Annotated in this window: 9 protein-coding genes; 5 read left to right on the top strand and 4 right to left on the bottom strand. The window is 48.7% G+C overall.

Features of this window, described 5'->3' with window-relative positions; all coding sequences use genetic code 11:
• Nucleotides 1-4: 4 nt before the first annotated feature.
• From BMZ56_RS05535 to BMZ56_RS05515, 5 genes are all read left to right on the top strand, one after another.
• Nucleotides 5-634, top strand: a complete 630-nt coding sequence (locus BMZ56_RS05535) for a response regulator (RefSeq protein WP_177195042.1) — start codon at nt 5-7, stop codon at nt 632-634.
• A 378-nt stretch (nt 635-1,012) separates the two neighbouring features.
• The gene (locus tag BMZ56_RS05530; RefSeq protein ID WP_090625239.1) at nt 1,013-1,657 is read left to right on the top strand and encodes a response regulator; all 645 of its coding nucleotides are present in this window, start codon (nt 1,013-1,015) and stop codon (nt 1,655-1,657) included.
• A 316-nt stretch (nt 1,658-1,973) separates the two neighbouring features.
• On the top strand, nt 1,974-2,618 hold the full coding sequence (locus BMZ56_RS05525; protein WP_090625237.1) for a response regulator: 645 nt from the start codon (nt 1,974-1,976) through the stop codon (nt 2,616-2,618).
• Nucleotides 2,619-2,700: 82 nt separating this feature from the next.
• Entirely contained in the window at nt 2,701-10,743 is an 8,043-nt protein-coding gene (locus BMZ56_RS05520) for an invasin domain 3-containing protein (RefSeq protein ID WP_090625234.1), read from the top strand.
• 43 nt (nt 10,744-10,786) lie between these two features.
• The gene (locus BMZ56_RS05515; RefSeq protein WP_090625231.1) at nt 10,787-11,686 is read left to right on the top strand and encodes a PorP/SprF family type IX secretion system membrane protein; all 900 of its coding nucleotides are present in this window, start codon (nt 10,787-10,789) and stop codon (nt 11,684-11,686) included.
• A 342-nt stretch (nt 11,687-12,028) separates the two neighbouring features.
• Here the strand turns inward: BMZ56_RS05515 and BMZ56_RS05510 are convergent, their stop codons facing one another.
• The 4 genes from BMZ56_RS05510 to BMZ56_RS05495 form a co-directional block, all read right to left on the bottom strand.
• Nucleotides 12,029-12,904, bottom strand: coding sequence for a cupin-like domain-containing protein (locus BMZ56_RS05510; protein ID WP_090625229.1), 876 nt, complete (start codon nt 12,902-12,904; stop codon nt 12,029-12,031).
• Complete coding sequence (locus BMZ56_RS05505) at nt 12,891-14,450, bottom strand: phytoene desaturase family protein (protein ID WP_090625226.1); 1,560 nt, start codon at nt 14,448-14,450, stop codon at nt 12,891-12,893. The genes BMZ56_RS05510 and BMZ56_RS05505 overlap by 14 nt, the downstream gene beginning before the upstream one ends.
• A gap of 120 nt (nt 14,451-14,570) precedes the next feature.
• A complete protein-coding gene (locus BMZ56_RS05500) occupies nt 14,571-18,260 on the bottom strand; it encodes an MMPL family transporter (protein WP_218146470.1) in 3,690 nt (1,229 codons plus the stop codon).
• A 44-nt stretch (nt 18,261-18,304) separates the two neighbouring features.
• Nucleotides 18,305-19,495, bottom strand: a complete 1,191-nt coding sequence (locus BMZ56_RS05495; RefSeq protein ID WP_090625222.1) for a DUF2062 domain-containing protein — start codon at nt 19,493-19,495, stop codon at nt 18,305-18,307.
• Nucleotides 19,496-19,499 lie beyond the last annotated feature (4 nt).

The raw sequence follows: 19,499 nt of genomic DNA, 5'->3' as shown, positions 1-19,499 counted from the left end.
ATTTATGAAAAGTGATCAATTTAAGCTGGCGATAATTGAGGATAATTCCATTATATTAAAAGCGTTGGAGGGGTACTTCAGAGCTTCTCAATTTGAACTTTTGTTTACTGCAACTTCTACGGAAGAGTTTATCAATTTATGGAAGGATCAACGTATTGACATTATTCTTTGCGACATTGGTCTTCCGGGAAAATCGGGAATTGAGGCCACTTGGCATGTTAAGCGCAAATCGTATTTGACACAGGTGGTCATGTTTACGGTGTTTGAAGATAAAGAGACGATTTTTCAGGCATTGTGTGCGGGTGCTTCGGGTTACCTGCTCAAAGACACTCCGCTACGTAAGATCGAAGAGCAGCTTATTGAAGTGATAAATGGCGGTTCAGTTATGAGCCCGCAGGTTGCCCGGATGGTTATCGGATATTTTAACCCCCTCTTAGATAAGGTGGAACCGAAGGAAGTTGATCGGTTGACTACGCGGGAGATCGAAATTATTTCGATGCTGCAGCATGGAGCGTCTTATAAAACCGTAGCTGAGCGCCTTTTTATCAGTATTGATACGGTAAAATTCCATATCCGTAACATTTATAGTAAACTGCAGATCAATTCTCGAGCAGAACTTATTAATAAGTACTGAACATTTTCAGAACCACCCTTTTTGGGTAGGTTTTTCAATGACTTAAACCAGTACCTTTGCCAGTGTCTATGATACTGAAGTTTAGAGACGATATTTTTAATCTGGCCTTAACCCTAATACGGCACGCCTATCAGCAAGTGCAGTTATCCCTTTGTTGCGGTGGTAGAACGCAACGACTGCCAGATAGCGTGCTGCAGCTGAACCTAGCCAACCGTTCCTTTTTTGGACGGTTTGGCAGGTAGCTGCGTATTCTGTAAAACCACCCATTCGGGTAGGAAATCATTGCTGTGAAAACACTTACATTTGCAGAGGTTACGAATGGAATACTATCGAATGGTAATAGCTGTCCCAATCAACCCCTGAAATGAAAAACAGAAAATGAGGCCGGAAAAGTATAAATTGGCTGTAATCGAAGATAATGAGATCATATTAGATTCGCTAGTCGAGTTTTTTGGGGCGTCTGATCGCTTCGATCTCATTCTGATGGCCGGATCATCCGAGCAGTTTATGGACAGTTGGAAAGAGCAACGGATTGATCTACTGCTATGCGATATTGGTCTTCCAGGGAAATCGGGTATAGAAGCTGCGTGGTTTGTTAAACGCAGATCGGTATCCACCCAGGTGGTTATGTATACGGTATTTGACGATAAAGAAGCGATTTTCCAGGCCCTGTGCGCAGGCGCGTCTGGCTATCTGCTCAAAAACACACCGTTAATGCAAGTTGAAGACCGGTTAATGGAAGTGCTTAACGGTGGGTCTGTTATGAGCCCCCACGTAGCCCGTATGGTTATTGGCCACTTTAACCCTCACTTGGACAAAGCATATGTCACGGAAACCGAGCGGCTCACCCCGCGCGAGATAGAAATCGTGTCCATGCTGCAAAATGGTGATTCGTATAAAGTTGTGGCCGAAAAGTTTTTTATCAGCGTAGATACCGTAAAATTCCATATTCGGAATATCTATGGAAAGTTACAGATCAACAGCAGAGCAGAGTTGATGAACAAATATAAACGACCGATGTAACAACCACTACAAAAGCCTACATGTAGACAGGCGCGCACCAGTTTCCCCATGTTGCGGTGGTAGAACGCAACGCTGGTACAACGTCGCCGCGGATGCATGTCAAAGCAGGTGCTTGCCGGCCGTCCAAATTGGACGGCTGCGCAACGCTGCTGTTTTCTTTTGAATTTTCCTTTTAGTTTTCGAATATTAAGTAATAAGTGATTTATATCACTTTTTTTCAAAACTACCCTTTTGGGTGGGAAAACATATTGCCTGTTTGGAATATTTTTGCAGTCGTGTTAACCACGTGCATTTACTATTTTGAAGAACATTTACCATGAAGCCAACTAAGTATCGTTTGGCCATTATTGAGAATAAGCCGATTATTCTTGACGCATTGATGGAGTATTTCACTTCATCGCCAAATTTCTGTTTGGTGTTGATGACCCAATCCGGAGAGCAATTCTTTGCCGGCTGGCAGGAACAGCGTATCGATTTGCTTTTGTGTGATAGCAACCTAACCAATACGTCTGCAGTGGAAGTGACCTGGTACGTCAAGCGACGGTCATCATCCACGCAGGTGGTCATTTTCACCGTATTCGACGATCAGGACACGATCTTCCGTTCGCTTTCCGCCGGTGCATCCGATTACCTGCTGAAGAACTGTCCATTGCCCGAGATTGAACGGCAGTTGCTGGAGGTATTGGAAGGCGGTTCGGTGATGAGTCCGCAGGTGGCCCGAATGATTCTCCGGCACTTTGATACCACCAGGGATAAAACAGCCGCATCGAATACCGAGCGGCTCACTGCGCGGGAAATTGAGATTGTGTCCCTGCTTAAAAAAGGGGATTCGTATAAGCAAATTGCAGCGGAACTTTCCGTCAGTGTAGGAACGGTAAAATTCCACATCCGGAATGTTTACGGGAAACTGCAGTTAAATAGCCGGGCAGGTTTGATGGATAAGTATAGAGAGCTGGGTTGAAGCGTGAAGTACTTATGATTAACCTATACTGTAAAAGGTGCCTAAACAAAGACCATAAAGATTTAAACGATAAAATAATAAGATGAAAAGAATTGTACGGAAATGGTTATTCTATTTTGTGAGCTTAACCATCGGTTTGCTTAATTCGTCCGCGCTAATTGCACAAATTGCCGGTTATCAAAACACCGCCGTAGACATAGGAGCCGGATTTAACGGAGTCGTAAATGCAGTGGCATTTCAATCAGATGGAAAGATTTTGGTGGGGGGCGCATTAACTTCCTATAAGGGCATTCCGTGTGGAAATCTTGTTCGTCTGAATACCGATGGAACCCTGGATGATAGTTTCCTCTTCCCCGCAAAAATTGGAGGGTTACCTACATCACAGGCGTTTTATGGCGCTATCAATTCGATTTTAGTTGAGTCAGATGATAAAATCCTGCTTGTCGGTAGTATACGATATGATTGGATACCGGAAACGGATACGGAACTATTTGTGGGTGTCACCCGGCTAAATGCAGATGGTACTTTAGATGCTGGTTATTTAAATGGTTCGAGCACAACTTCCATGGGTAAGGGAGCCAATATGCCAGTTTATGCAATAATCTCCGATGGTCAAGGAGGATCCATCCTCGGAGGATCATTCACGTTAATGGATGGGTCCGTAACACACCGAAGAATTTCCCGATTATTTTCAAGCGGACAGGTCAATACTTCCCCATTTACGGTGTCTACCGGTTTTGACGAAACAGAAAGCACAGATGATGCCAACCGAACGATAAAGACGCTCCTTTTGGATGGAACAAACATTGTTGCGGGAGGTAAGATGGCAAGCTACAAAAGCCCTACTGCAGCGACAACTAACGTGGGCGGCCTCAGCAAGATCAGTCTTACTGATGGAGCTTTAGATGCTGGTTTTCAAACAAATGTTCAGGCAGCAGGTATTAGCAATTCCAATACTGTTTTTTCTGTGATCAAGCACGGTACCGGATATCTTGTCGGCGGCGATTTTGGGCTTATGCGTCTACAAGCGGATGGCACAAAAGATGCAACATTTTCTACCGCTTTGGGTAGTGCTCTCGGTGCCAGTGCCGTTGTAAAGACGCTTTTGATTCAGGACGACAGTAAAGTTCTAGTAGGGGGTACGTTTCCGAACGGGGTAAGGAAAGGTGTTATTCGATTGAATTCAGACGGGACGGTTGACGCTAACTTTATGCCGGGAAGCGTTTCGAGTTTGGGTGACGCTCCCTCAGTAAATGCAATCGGTATATCTCCCGGAAAAATCTTGGTAGGTGGCAGTTTTTCTACAGGGGCGGTAAGCGCGGGGCTGGCTGTGCTTAATATGGATGGAGTGCCTTTTAATACCGTGGTGCCAACAGTAAGCGGCATATGGTCGCTTTCTGCAACAACAGGCACGTGGACGGAAAGTCCTACAGGGTATGCTTATCAATGGCAGCAATCAGATACGGAGGCAGGCACCTATATAGATATTTCCGGAGCGAATTCCTCGTCATATAGCTTAGATGTCAGCGACTTGAATAAGTGGATTCGGGTTCAGGTTGTTGCAAGTAATGTACTCGGTGCTGGGGCAGCTGTAGCCTCCGCAGCTTTTCAGGTAGATATTCAATATCTGATCAATGCGACACCAGCTGGAGGAATACTGGAACTTCCAGAAGGCACATATAATATTACCGCGGCTCTCTTAATAGCTAACAACAAAAATATAACGATAAAAGGTTTGGGTACAGGTGCTGTAATTAAGCAAACCGGAGGCCAGCGCGTAATCAATATAGGTCAGGATGCTACAGGGACGAGCATGGTCGTATTTGAAAACCTGAAGATTACGGGAGGAAATACGACAGGTAACGGTGGCGGAATATATATATATCCAGGCTGCACTGTAACTGGGAATAATATTCGTGTTTCAGGCAATAACATAACAGGTTCCGGAGCTGGTGGTGGCATATATAATGCTGGTCATCTTCTGCTTACTAATTCGTTAATCGGTGGAGATGGCCTTGGGGACGGCAATACCGCGAATAGTTTTGGCGGCGGTATATATGCAGATGGCGGGGCAGAAACGATACTGCAGAATACACAGGTCATTAAAAATATATCTGCAAATTCGGGCGGAGGTATACAGGCCAATACTCATCTACATTTACTGGAAGGCTCCATTATTCGTGATAACAAGGGAACATATGCCGGTGGGGTACTAGCTGCAGGTAATATTATAATTGATCGGGCGACGATCGCTGGGAATACTGCAACAACAGGAGGTTTGGCGGGGGGTATTTTGTTGGGAACTGGTACCGCCAATATCCGAAATACGCTTGTCGTTGGGAATACAGCTGGCAGCGGTACGGGTGGCGGCGTATATAACAGTGGAGCGACAGTAACCATTTCAAACAGTACGATGTACAATAATGAGGCGGGAACCGATGGCGGAATTCACCAAGAAGGAGGTTCTTTGACCGTTTACAATTCTATTCTTTGGGGCAATGCCGGTGCTGAAATCAATACCGGAATGGTTACTTATAGTATAGTTGAAGGCGGCTATACCGGTGCAGGGAACGAGGATCTCGACCCGCTGTTCACGGATGCAAATGCTGGTGATCTTTCTCTTTCAGGTGGTTCACCTGCGATGAACGTTGGGAATAATGAGGTTTATACTGCCGCAGGGGGCGATTTGTTGACAGATACGGATCTTGTAGGCAAAATCCGGGTATATGACGGCGCAATCGATATAGGCGCTTACGAACGTCAGCGCAAGTTGCCGCGTCTAGCAGCTAATGCAGACGATAGTATTATACTGCAAGATAATAAATATACGGTGACTTTCGATGAAGATGCGATTAGTCCGGTTATTTTTCAAGACGGCGGATCTCCTTCGGCCACGTTGCCTTCGCCGGAATATTCATTGGAAGGTTCTGAAAACGTAGTGGAGCTAGAAGGAGACAGGCTGAAGATGCTGAAAACCGGCGAGCAGGTTATAAAAGTGACTTCTGATGCTACAGATCCCGGCATCGATGGGGGTTACGATCCTTTTGAACAGGATATAACATTGAATGTGGTTCCTGGTTCAGCTGTCAAATTATTGGTGCTGATGCCCGGTGAAACACAAGAACCGGGAACAGCTGATGGAAAAGGAGGCACGCCGACTTCGTTGACAGCGGGTACACCGGCCACAGTATCGGTTTATGCTGTTGATGAATACTGGAACATTGTGCCTACAGCTACTGATCAAGTTTTTATCAGTTCTACAGATGGGAATGCAGAACTTCCCGACCCAGCGAGTCTGACACTATCTTCAGGAGTTGGAACGTTTGATATTACATTTAGGACCAGCGGACCACAGGGAGTAACAGGAACTACTTTTGGGAACGTATTGCTGGCATCTTCCGGCAGTGCGACTGTTACACCTGGTGCTGCCGTCAAACTTCAAGTGCTGATGCCGGGTGAAGTTGCTGCCCCGGGTACTAGCAGCGGAAAGACTGGGACACCTGCGACTCAGACATCCGGAAACTCAGTAACGGTCGCCGTCAATGCAGTAGATGCAAACTGGAATGTGGTCACCGGTGCCACGCCAACGGTGAAGATCATTTCCAGCGATGACAACGCCGGATTACCAGATGACGCTGGGTTAGTAGCTGGGACTAAAACATTCAATGTCACTTTTAAAACAGCCGGGACCCATACGGTAACTGCTACAGATCAAGCCGGAAGCGGCCCGCTTGCAGCAAATACGGGTGCCGGAGTTACGGTATCTGCAGGAACAGCAAACAAATTACAAGTATTGATGCCAGGCGAGACCGCGGCACCGGGAACGGTTACCGGTAAAACTGGTACACCTACGCAACAGACAGCAGGGGTCAAATTTGCATTAGAAATAAACATTGTAGATGCTAATTGGAACATTATACAGAGTGCAGATGCAGGAGTTAAATTGACTACCAATGATGCGCTGGCTACCCTCGCCGATGGCACGACCTTATTGCCGGATCTTGCACTGTTTAATGTTCAGGATGGTACCGAAACACTTGAAGTTATCTTTAAGACAGCTGGAATAGATCGTTGGATAGGTGCAGCAGATAATAGCAGTAGTTTAGCTGCGGATCAGGGTACAAATACGGAAGTTGTTGCCGGACCTGCTGCACAGCTATCTTTCGGTGTACAACCGAGTAATGCTGCCGCAGGAGAAGCCATTTCTCCAGCGGTTACGGTCCGCGTAGAGGATGGATATGGCAATTTGGTAACGACTTCTACGGAAAACATTGTCACAGGGTTAGGAAATTCTGGATCGGCGACGCTTTCTGGGGACAAGACGAATCAAGCCATTAATGGAATAGCATCATTTAACGATTTGAGTGTTGACTTAACGGGTACATATCATTTGACAGCACAGTCAATCAGTTTTGATGCAATACTTTCAAATGATTTTACTATTAGTGCGGGAGCTGCGGACAATGGCAGTTCAACGGTATCTTCGGCCCCATCCAGCGGCGTTACGGCCGACGGCAGTTCGGCCTCAGAAATAACGGTTACGGTTCTTGATGCGGAGGGCAACGTGCGTACGGGCGGCGGGGACGATGTGTTCCTTGCTGTTACGGGCGGCACTTTGGGCGACGGTTCCCTTGGCGCTGTTACGGATAACAGCGACGGCACCTACACGGCCGATCTGACCTCTACGGAAGCGAACACGGTTACGGTTACGGCTTACCTGGGCACGGATGCTACGGGTTCGGTTATCGGCACGGCGACGGTCGGGTTCGTTGCGGGAGCTGCGGACAATGGCAGTTCAACGGTATCTTCGGCCCCATCCAGCGGCGTTACGGCCGACGGCAGTTCGGCCTCAGAAATAACGGTTACGGTTCTTGATGCGGAGGGCAACGTGCGTACGGGCGGCGGGGACGATGTGTTCCTTGCTGTTACGGGCGGCACTTTGGGCGACGGTTCCCTTGGCGCTGTTACGGATAACAGCGACGGCACCTACACGGCCGATCTGACCTCTACGGAAGCGAACACGGTTACGGTTACGGCTTACCTGGGCACGGATGCTACGGGTTCGGTTATCGGCACGGCGACGGTCGGGTTCGTTGCCGGGGCGGCGACTCAGCTCGTCATCACTACACATCCTGTTGCAGGTGCAAGCGGTGAAGTATTGACTACCCAACCCGTTATTGAAATCCATGACGCCTACGGTAACGTAGTGACGGCCGATAACAGTACCGAAGTGACCGTTACAATTACGCATGGTGATGGCGGAACACTTACTGGCTCAACCACGTTAACCGCGTCATCTGGTATTATTACATTCACTGACATCGAGCTTTCCGGCGCCGTTGATGAAACGTATGTACTAAACTTTACCGCAAATCCAACTTTAGCTACAACGGAATGGAAAGTATTCGTGATGGGACATGGTGTTGCGACACAGCTTGAGTTGGTGGGAAGTGCAGCGGATTTCGCATCTGGCAGCACCCGCCAATATTCGGCAATTTTGAAAGATAAGGCTGGAAATATAGTTACAACGGGAGCCCAAAGCGTGCTGCAAATCACATTTGTGCAACAAAGTGGCCTAGGATCGGTTGCGGGCTTGTCCGTAGCAACCGCCGATGAAGGTATAGCACAGCTCATTCTAACTGGCGAAAATGCAGGTGAAGTAGTTCTTATAGCCAACACAATTACACCGGCATTGGAATCCAATACGCTGACCATGACAGTTACCGTTGATAAATCAGCTTTACAAACTACCATCGCAGATGCGGGAGAACTGACAGAAAGGGATTACTCATCCGCGAGTTGGGAAACTGTCCAGGATGCCTTGGAAGCGGCTCAAACGGTATACGACAATGCGAATGCGACACAGTCGGAGATCGATAATGCCGAGCAGGCACTGCGCGATGCGATGACGGGCCTGACGGTTGATAAGACAGAATTGGCAACTGCCATTGAAGACGCGGGAGAACTGACAGCAACGGATTACTCGCAAGCGAGCTGGGAAGCTGTTCAGGATGCCTTCGAAGCAGCGCAAACAGTATTTGATAATCCGATTGCGACACAGTCGGAAATCGATGCAGTCACTCAGGCGTTGCGCGACGCAATGACGGGTCTGACGGTAGACAAGACTACACTCCAAAATAGAGTAGAGGAAGGTAAAGAGCTGAATGAAGCAAACTACACCCCAGAAAGCTGGAAAGACCTGCAAAAGGCATTGGAAGCTGCGCAGATCGTCCTTGACAATCCAGATGCGGTGCAGTCTGAAATCGACAAGGCGCTGGAGCAGTTGAATAATGCCTTGACCGGCCTTTCTATAGGCAATAAGCTCGGGGCTCCGGCCAATGCGGAAGCTGAAGCCGGCGACCAACAGGTAGACCTCACCTGGACGGCTCCGCAAAATGTCAGTGGCGCACCGATTATGGATTACCTGATTCAATATACAACAGATAAAGGAGCCACGTGGCATACTGTTAAGGATGGTACGTCGACAGCGACCAACGCAACGATAACCGACTTAACCAACAACATGCCTTACCGCTTCCGCGTGGCAGCGGTCAATGCGGCCGGGACGGGCGCGTTTAGCGCTGCCACAGCCGCAACGGTACCATCAGCACCGGTGCCGGATCAAAAGGGTGAATTGCCGAAACCGGCGCCGGGTGAGACAGTGGTCATCGTGGATGGTAAACCACAAGCCGTCTCCTTGGAGGTCATCGACAACAGCTACCTGCGCCTCAGCAACGACAGCTTCACGATGGACTTGGCTTCTATCGGTATCAATAATCAGCTAATTCCGATTACAGACATCGAAGCGGTCATCCGCATCATCCGCGGCGAGGGGGCTTCGGTACAGGTGAAAGGTTACGGCTTTGAGCCGGGAACAGTAATCACGTTGTATGTGTTCTCCGAGCCACAAATGCTGGGTCACATACCCGTGCAGGAAAACGGCACATTTGATGGGACATTGGCCATTCCTGCTGATCTGGAATTAGGCCGCCACACCTTGCAGGCCAATGGCGTGGTGCGGAATACCAAAGAAGAGCGGTCGGTATCCGTTGGTGTGCTGGTTGTAGAAGAACTTACGCAGCAAATCACATTTAATGCGCTGCCGGAGAAAACCTACGGTGATGATAACATCGACTTGAATGCTACGGCCAGCAGCGGCTTACCGGTGTCTTACCACATTACGGATATACAGGGCAATGATACCGATATTGCTGAAATTGTAAACGGCAACCGTCTCCGTATTAACGAGGCAGGTACTGTTCAGGTAATTGCTTCGCAATCGGGAGGTGGATTCTATGGCGCGGCACAAGAGGTAAGCCGGAAGCTGGTGATCAAACCGGCGACACTCTCGGTTTCCGTAAAAGATAGCGAGCGGCCGTATGGCGAGGCGAACCCTGTCTTTGAGCTCCAATATTCGGGCTTTGTAAACGGCGATACGCAATCGGCATTAGATAAAGCACCGGTAGCGACAGCAACCGCGACTTCCACCACCGGCGTGGGCGAATACCCCATCACCATCAGTGGAGGCGAATCGCAAAATTATACATTTGATTATACGCATGCCGTATTGACCGTCTTGCGTGCATACCAGGAAATCCAGTTTCCCCATGTTGCGGAGGTAGAACGCAACGCTGGTACTATTCCGTTGGATGTAAGCAGCAGCAGTGGCTTGCCCGTGGTCCTTTCGTTGGACGATGAGCAGGTCGCTGCTTTAAATGGTTCCTCGTTGGATATCCTGCGGGTGGGAACGGTTACTGTTACAGCTACCCAGGAGGGGGATGTCAACTACTATCCTGCCGAGCCGGTAAGCGTCACCATCCATGTAACGGATGGCAGCGACTTCCCTGTTCGGGTACATAAAGCCGTATCACCGAATGGCGATGGGATCAATGAATTCCTGATGATCGAGGGAATCAGGGATTACCCGGAGAACAGGGTAACCATCATCAATAAAAACGGGACGGTGTTGTACGAGGTAACAGGGTACGATAATACGAACAGGGTATTCCGGGGTATATCCACCGGACAGTTGCAGTTGCCTGCAGGAACTTATTTCTACATCGTCGAAATCAAAGACAACGGAAGGATACGTGCACAAAAAGGATATTTTGTGATGAGATACTGATGAAGTGCGGATCCGCTTAACGCAAACAGCATAGAACAAGAAAATGAAAAGGATAACAATAAGTATGGTAGCTGCGATCTTGGTATTTGCAGTCGCCGCAAATGCCCAACAGCCACTAACGCATACGCAACACGGGCAACTGCGTACCGTGTTGAACCCTGCAGCGAGTCTGCTGGCTGAAGGTGGAGAGGTAAGTGTGATCGGCCGGCGGCAGTGGGCAAGTATGGAGGGTGCGCCTACTGTATTTTGGGGCAGCGGTCACATCGGCTTCAAAGATTTTGGTGCAACAGCAGGGCTCAGCATTCGCCACGAAAGTCTGGCTGTGGAGAAGCTCTCCGAAGCCAGTGCTTTTTTTGCCAAAAGCGTACGCATCTCCCAGACAGAATACGTGGGCCTGTCGCTAAATGCAGGTGTAGCCTACCTGGATGGCCGCTTCTCGCAGTTGGATCCGCAAGATCCGGCATTTCGCGAAGATGTAAACGAAACAGATGCCTTGGTGGGATTTGGCGTAATGCTCTACAGGCCGGATCGCTATTATGTGGGACTCTCCCTACCGCGGTTGATGCTGGGGAATTTGGGAGTGTCGGGCGACAGCCGTTACAATTTCCGCAACATTTACCACCTTACGGCAGGCGCATTGTTCGCCCTTGGCACGGATTTCCATGTCCGCCCTTCAATTCTCGTCACTTATTCAGAGAGTCTCAGGCCGCAGGCAGAGGCCTCTGCAATATTCTTTATCAAAGAGGTATTCGGTATCGGGGCCAATGTGCGGAGCTACGGCGAGGTCGCCGGAATGGTGCAGTTTTATTTCTCCGGTTTCGGGTTAGGATACAGCTATCAATTCAACCCGGGCAACGAAGCGTTGAACAGACGCATCAGCAATACTTCGCATGAAATCGGATTAAGTTACCGTTTCGGTGGTGCCAAGGTAGGATTGCTGTAGAGACCGTCGAATAACAGCCGTTATAAAAACTTACATGCAGACAGACGCATACCAGATTCCCCAAGTTGCGGTGGTAGAACGCAACGCTGGTATGTCGTACTGAATGCGTGTCAATAGCAGGTGCTTGGCAGCCGTCCAGAATCGGATGGCTGCGCAAGACCGCCGAATTATCTTTCAGCGCTCGATGTATTTGTCAATCTATTTCAGGAATACAACTTGAGCCACAAACCCTGTACTCCGACACATTCGTTACTGCAACGACATCATTAGGAGTTGCCGTGCAGACGTTAAACAAAAAAGATTTTATTTTTTTTCCTGGGCATTAAGCTATACTAAGTTTGTTTAAGATTCAGGCGATACGGATAAAAGGCGCTGGGTGCGTCGGTAAGCCCACTGCTCCTTGTAATCCAGCCACTTTTGGCCCTGTATTTTTCGCATGGTATTATCGATGAGACGCATCATAGACACGTTATAGATCATCTTCAGGAAACGTTTAGGCGTACGGGGTAGTGCCCGCAGCGTCATGGAAAAGCCGCCATCCAGATAAGTGATGTAATGCCACCAGCCACTGGGCATGTACAGGGCATCGCCATGTTTCATGTATACTTCATATCCCTTGGCGTGTTTCAACGCAGGATACCGCTCAAAATCGGGGTTATCCATGTCGATTTTGTCGATGTTATGAATAGAAAACGGCACTTTGTATAAGTGGGTGCTCTGTTCGGGGCCGAAAAGCACCACCCGTTTGTTTCCCTCGAAGTGGATATGCAGGTTATCCGGCAAATCGATGTCATAATGGGCAAACACTTTGGATAGACCACCGCCAAAAAATAATGCCGGCAACCGCTTGAAAAATGTAAGTCCAATATCGGGATACTCAAAATCCTCCAGCAATTGCGGACAGTGGTCTTTCAGCGTGTAGAAAAAAATCCGGAGGTCAGTAGGTTGTGTTTTCAGCAGATCGATGTACTCACCGAACTGCATGGTGGTCACTGGTGCATACACACTTTCTTTTCCCTGCGCAGGTTTGTTATCGTATAGCGGTACCGTTTGATCGCCAGCCAATGACTTGATGTGATCGAACGTCCACTTGCTGTTCCAGGAATTCGTCAGGTTTTCGATCAAAACCGGCCGTTGGGGGCGATAGTACCGGTGGATAAACTCAGCCTTGGAAATGGGTTGGATACGTTCTAAAGGTTCCAGATTAAATGTTGCCATAAGCGCCGACAGTTAACGATTCCGATTGGTTGGCCCGGTTGATTTTTGCTAAAAGATACGATTTGCCAAGCAGTTCAGCACAGGTCAATACCGCACTGATGGTGACCCCCAAAATGCCGTGCATGTTTACGCTTTGTCCGGTGAGCAGTAAGTTCTTAATCTTAGTGCGGGGTGGCAGGTAGTTTTTCAACGGATGATTTGCATCTTTAACAAACCCATACATGCCGCCGGTTTCGCTCCCGATGTAATCGCGGTAGGTCAACGGAGTAGATACATATGTAGCTTGGATGTGCTCCCGGAGGTTCGGGAATTTCTTTTCCAATTCATTGAGCATGATTTCCGTTTTTTCCTGCTTAAATTGTTCATAGCCGTTGCCCCGGTCACCGGTTTCAGCTACCGTATTGTGCGTATGCGCCCATTGTTTAACCTCGTCATAGTGCATATAGGTAAATACCGTCATCGCCTCTGCCCACTCACCCTGATTACGTTTTGCATTCATTGACACCATATACCCCATCGGCCAATCCTCCGGAGCGTAGCGGATGTTGTTCCATACACTCGCTTCATCCCGGAAGTGATAGTAATTTTTATTGAGATAGGGCACGCGTTTCGGCTTTAGTACAATATAGAGGCTGAACGATGAGATTGTATGCTCGGCCTGCCGGATGTGGTTTGCGTAGGATTTACGTATGGGATAATCACCGATCAGGTCGAGCGTCTTTTTGGGATCGATATTTGCGATAAATGAGGTCGCTTGGTAGATCTTCCCATCGGAAGTGGCAACCGAGCGGAGCAAGCCCTCCTCGATATGAAACCGGACTACCTCTTTGTATTTCAGGGATTTTCCCCCATGCTTGTGAAGCTCCTGAATGAGGAGCTTGGCGAGTTGCCCGCCTCCGTCTACACACCGCCAGGCACTTTCGATGTACGAATTGACCGATAGTGCGTGCACGTAAAACGGCGTTTTATTTTCAACGCCCGCATACAGTAAGTTGGTGCCGGCTAATACGGCGCGCAATTTGGGGTTGGACGTGCATTCGTTGATTACATCGCTTACTTTCAGACCCAGGGTGTCTTCATTCCACTGATACGTTTCTTCGGCATTTAAACGATACAGGGGAAAGCTTTGACAAACTTCCTTCATTTTAGCGTAAAACCGTTGAATACCTTTGCGCTCATCCGGAAAATGGTGACTAAGTTGGTCCACAAAGTTAGCCCCTCCTTGGGCGTACGGATATTCCGTCGGATCGTCATCAAAGGTCACCTTGTCGAACCCGTTCCGGTCCATTCGTTTGAGGCGAAGCTTCTCGGCAATTCCCAGGTAATGAAAATACTGGTAAAGATTTTGCCCTTTCTCCAAGCCGCCGATATAATGCACACCTGTGTCAAAGATGCACCGATCGCGAACGAAGGTCTGAAGGTTGCCCCCGTATTGGTTGTTTTTTTCCAGCACCAATACATGGAATCCCTCTTTCGCTAGAATGGTTGCACAGACCAGCCCACCCAAGCCACTTCCGATGACAATGATATCGAAGGATTCATGCATACTGGGGTAAAGATAAAAATTTATTGGGAGTTCGATTTTTGGAATTGTCGCTTAATTCGATTAACTTTAAGTTGTCTACGGCCAATCTACAGATTTTAGTTGGCTTATCAGAATTCAGCCCTAATTTGAACCTTCTTTTTTTCGAAATCCAACCAAATAATCGCCTTCAAAAGCGAGCTGAAAGCCTTGTGTTGCTAGCGATGCTTTCGTTTCCGGTGTGGCGTCCTCCACCACCACCCAAGTAGCGGTTCTGGCTTGACCCGCCCAGTCAAAAGATGCCGACTTAGACACGATGAGTACGTCGTATACAGACAATGGCGGAATGTCCGTTACAAACTGCAGCGCGTAGCGGTTTACAGTATAGGTGTGTTGGGCTGCCCGAATTTTTTCTTCATCGGCGTCCCACGCCATAACCTGACGCGCAGCGCTGTCATAAACCAATAGGAAATCCAATACGCCATAACCGCATCCCAGATGCAGAAAATGCCCTTTCAGCGGAAGTTGCCGCAATAACCGGTAGTAACTTTCTTTGTGGGTAGTAAACGTGGCTTTGACCGCGCGTTGAATATGCCGTGGTTTATAGAGAAAATTGAAATATAGCTTCTTTTTGAAATAACCAGCGGGTTCGCGCTCGTTGCGCAGCGCCCGGAATTCGGTTTTGAAATAAGCCGAAATACGTTTCGTTCGTTCGGTATAGGTTTGGCCAAACGTGAGGTCATCGTACTTGATTCTTGGCAGGAACTTTAGCGTGATCGGTCCAGGTTTGAGCATGTTGTCATTTTTCGGCAGCGCATGAACATTGCCATGCACCAATAGGGGAAGAATATCCAGTTTGAGTTGTTCTGCGAGGTAAAAAGCCCCTTTGTGAAACCGCTGAATGGTGGTCGTCATCGACCGGGTACCTTCCGGAAAAATAATAACAGAATATCCCTGACTGACCTTTTTGCGGATTTTTTCCAGGCTTTCGGGTTGATTTTCGGAAGCAGGAGGAGCGCCTACCATCCGCATGGCACGACCAAAGAAAGGCGAACGGAACTGGCGGTCGTTCATCATGAAGATTTGTTTGGGATGCAGAAGTCCCACCGTAGGCGTATCCAAAATCGATGTGTGATTGGCAATCAAAATGACGGGTGGATTATAATTGGAAGACTGGCGGCCGATTACTTCCATGCGCACACCCGGCGTGCGATACATGAGATTGTGGAAAAACAATTGCAACGCACGATGGAAAAGAGCAAATTTTTTCTTTTTGCTTAGGGGGATAGTGGCGATAAATAGCTGTGCCAAAAGACTCAATGCCAGTCCACCGAGAAAAAAATAGCCAAACGTGAAAGCGGTGAGAATCAGGTTGACAATGCGCCATGGGGTGTTGCCCCTTTCCTGGGGTTTGGTGAAAAACACGCGGAAAAGCCAGGGCTGTAGCGAAAAGGACATCAAGACCACAACCAATAAACCGATTAACGGGATGATGGAGATGGAGCGGATGGCGGGATGTTTGGCGAAGATGAGTATTCCGAAGCAAAGCAGGGTAGCAAGGGCAGACATTACAACCCCGGCCTTGTATGCCGGCAGGTCGCGGCTACCGTAGGTGTATTGCTCCAGCAGACCTTTCGTTACAAAAATGGAATAGTCGACCCCCAGGCCAAAGATCAAGGTGGCAATGATGATATTGAATGCGTTGAATTGGATACCAAATGCACCCATGAGGCCCAATGTAACCAGCCACCCCAGGAAGATGGGAATATTGGTGACCAGGGTAATTTCAAGACTGCCGAAAAACAAAAAAGTGACTACAAAAACAGCCACGGACGCAATAAAAAACAGCGTGTTGAAATCGGATTCTAAATTGCCAAGTAACGTTTCCTGTAAATGTTTGCGGTCGATGGCCAGGATGCCGGCCCCTTCATCTGCCAGCGATTGAATGGCTCCGGCAGCAAGGCTATCGTCGGTCTTCATGACGCTGGTGATGGTTGTCAGGTTTTCGCGCGCCGATACGAATTCTTCGAGAAACAGCGTATTCAGCAGCGCTTGCTCGGTGGTATCCAACGGGGAAAAGGTGTGCGAAAGTGTTTCAAAGAAAGGTTGGAAGGTGTTTTTTTTGAAACCTACGCGACCACCTTCGATAAGGAGCTGCTGCGTGAGTCGTTCCTTTTTATCTTCCGACCAAAATCGGTTCCACCGGTTGATTCGCTCCTGCTGCGCAGCAGCAGACAATGCAATACCGCCCACCGACTGGAAACTTTGTATATGCCCATTAGCCTCCTGTTGTTCCAATTGGCTATACAAGCGGGCATTCCGGTCGGCGGCTTCGTCGTAGGTACTGCCATGTGCGACGAGGTAAATGGACTTTGCTGAATAATTTGCCAGTGTATCCAGTCGCTGTTCGGCCAGCTTCAGGTGCTCCGGCTCGTAGTTCAGTGCGGCAAGATCATCGTTGAAACCGACTAGCTGGTAGGTAAAAAGGCTTGCAACGGTGAGCAGAACCCCCATACCCAGTACCCATTTGTTGCGGCTGAAATCATAGCGGGCAATGGCGTCGATGAATGTATGTTGCCTGGCGGAGACCTCCCGGGTAGGCGCATACACCTGAGGGATAAAAACCAAAGCAAAACCTGCGGCACCCAATACGCTCACGGCGGCAAAGATGCCCAGATCTTTCAGTACATCGGAGTGGAGAAACATCAGGCAAAGGAAGTCCACAGCCGTAAAAACCGCACACATCAGCAAGGGTTTGGTGGTGCTCTCAAACAATTTTCGGATATCTCCGGTACCTCGATAGTGACTGAGGATGTGGAGGGAATAGTCAAGCGTGAGCCCCAGCAGTACCGATCCGATACCAATGGATATCGCTGAAATGGTGCCTTTCAGCCAATACAATACGGCCATGCCCAGTAAGCTTCCGAAAATTGCCGGAAAAAGGATGATCAGGGGAATGGTGGCACGGCGGTAGAAATAGATAAACAGGGCAACAAGCATCACCAACGCGATGGACAACGTAAGCTGAATGTCGCGTTTGATCTGCTGGGCATTGGCCACTGCCACGGCGGTGGCACCGAAATATTCGGCATGGGCGCGCCCGTCAAACTGGGTGTTGAGTTGTTGGACCGTTTGATCCAGGATTCGGATGAATTCGGCGTTTTTCGCCGTTTCTCCTGCGCTTCCCGACGATGTGATAAAAGCCAATAGGTTTTTGCGGTTCCGGCCAATCAGGTAACCGTCTTCCAGCGTAAACTGCTCGCCCGATTGCAGTCGCTGGAATTTACGCAATCCTAGAAAGACCAATCCCAACGGATCTTGGCGCACAAATGTTGCGGTTACAAAATTTTGCGGACTGGTGATTGTTCGGTAAGCTTCCTGTACGCTTCCTGCTACGGAATCCGGGTGCAGCAGGGAATCAATACGACGGTAATCGTTGTCATTCAGAAACAGGGGAAGGTTGTTGCTTACCAGGTCCAGCAGTTCTGTGAGTTGGTCGTCTTCCAATCGAACTTGCAGACGGGCGATATACGGATCAGCCCGTTGTTCCATCGCCAGGGCAAAGCTGTCTGCGTATGCCTGTAAAGCGCCCAAATCTCCAGCCGTGGGCGTGGAAATGTTGATGATCGTTTTATCCGCAAATTTAACAGACTGCAATACTTCTGTAAGGGTTTCAGAACCGTCACTGGCCGGAATGAGCTTCGTAATATCTTCTTCAAACCGGATGCGGCTGGCCCAATAAGCCAATAGCGCAAACACCAGGGGCAGGGAAAAGAAGAAAAGCCGCCGATGGCTTTTCAGGAAACAGTATGTGGAATAAAAAAAGGCAGCCAATGCAAAACGTTTGAAATGCAAAGTTAGCAGATATCGGGAATTTACTAAGTCGTTTTCTGTACGTTCCGGCCTGACTGGGTGTTTAGCAGCACATAAGATAAGGCTCCGGCCACTGCAGCGGCAAAAATACCCAATACAAAACTTCCCACCACATACTCGGTAAGATGCTGTTGGATATAAGGGCGGTATGTGTCAAACTGCCGCCAGTTGAAAGATGATACCGTGGTAGATTCTCCCAATACAAACGTGCCAATTTTTAAACATGCGTAAACGATAAATGGGATCAGCGGGGGAATGCTCACGTTTGAAAACGCAAATGCAATCAGCTTATTAAGTCGGAATATCCACGCTAGAAATAGCACGATTACGGTTTGGAACCCCCAGAAAGGAGATAGCCCGATCAGCACGCCCAACGCTACGGAAAGCGACTTTTTCAGGGGCGGGTCTGCACTGTGCAGCAGATCTTCCAAAAAAAATCGCTTAAACCCTTTTTTCCTGAACGTACGGAAGTAATCGCGTGGACGGATATACAGCAAGGCTACCAGCACCAGCCAGGTGTTGAGGATACTGATGCGGGTGAAGTCGCGGAAGGGCCGGAAATGCGAAATCCGCTCATCGGGGTCATATAGCACACGTATAGGTACATTGCGTATCGGTATGTTCCGCCACGCAGCCTTGACAATCACTTCGATCTCAAATTCGAATTTAGTCGTATAAAATCGGATATCGCAGACTTCCCGGAGGGGATAAAGCCGGAAACCGGATTGGGTATCGGAAAGCGCGATTCCTGTTTCAAACCGGAACCAAAAGTTTGAAAACCGGTTGCCAAAACTGCTTTTTCCAGGAATGCCTTCCTGATTCATATTGCGGTCGCCAATCAACAGAGCTAGCCCGTTTTCTTCGATATCGTCCACAAACAAGGGAATGTCATCCGGGAAATGCTGTCCATCTGAATCCAGTGTAATTGCATAATCAAAGCGTTGCGCGCGGGCTTCGCGGAACCCTTCACGCAGTGCGTTTCCTTTCCCCCGATTACGCGGTATGTCAATGCGCGTCAGCGTAGCATAGCGGGATAGGACATGGTTGGTTGCATCCGTACTTCCATCGTTTACCACGATTAGGTGCGACGTATAGGTAAGTACCCCATCGATTACCCGGGAAAGGGTTTTTGCGTTGTTGTAGGTGGGAATGATTACACAAGCGTTGATGGTTGTTAATACGTCAGTGTTGGCCATTCAG

Source organism: Parapedobacter indicus, from assembly GCF_900113765.1.
Lineage (GTDB): Bacteria > Bacteroidota > Bacteroidia > Sphingobacteriales > Sphingobacteriaceae > Parapedobacter > Parapedobacter indicus.
Note: the sequence above shows the minus strand (reverse complement) of the source record. Positions and strands in the feature narration are given on the sequence as shown.

Coding starts and splice junctions, on each gene's coding strand:
- BMZ56_RS05535 (WP_177195042.1), top strand. CDS start 5: ATGAAAAGTGATCAATTTAAGCTGGCGATAATTGAGGATAATTCCATT.
- BMZ56_RS05530 (WP_090625239.1), top strand. CDS start 1,013: ATGAGGCCGGAAAAGTATAAATTGGCTGTAATCGAAGATAATGAGATC.
- BMZ56_RS05525 (WP_090625237.1), top strand. CDS start 1,974: ATGAAGCCAACTAAGTATCGTTTGGCCATTATTGAGAATAAGCCGATT.
- BMZ56_RS05520 (WP_090625234.1), top strand. CDS start 2,701: ATGAAAAGAATTGTACGGAAATGGTTATTCTATTTTGTGAGCTTAACC.
- BMZ56_RS05515 (WP_090625231.1), top strand. CDS start 10,787: ATGAAAAGGATAACAATAAGTATGGTAGCTGCGATCTTGGTATTTGCA.
- BMZ56_RS05510 (WP_090625229.1), bottom strand. CDS start 12,904: ATGGCAACATTTAATCTGGAACCTTTAGAACGTATCCAACCCATTTCC.
- BMZ56_RS05505 (WP_090625226.1), bottom strand. CDS start 14,450: ATGCATGAATCCTTCGATATCATTGTCATCGGAAGTGGCTTGGGTGGG.
- BMZ56_RS05495 (WP_090625222.1), bottom strand. CDS start 19,495: ATGGCCAACACTGACGTATTAACAACCATCAACGCTTGTGTAATCATT.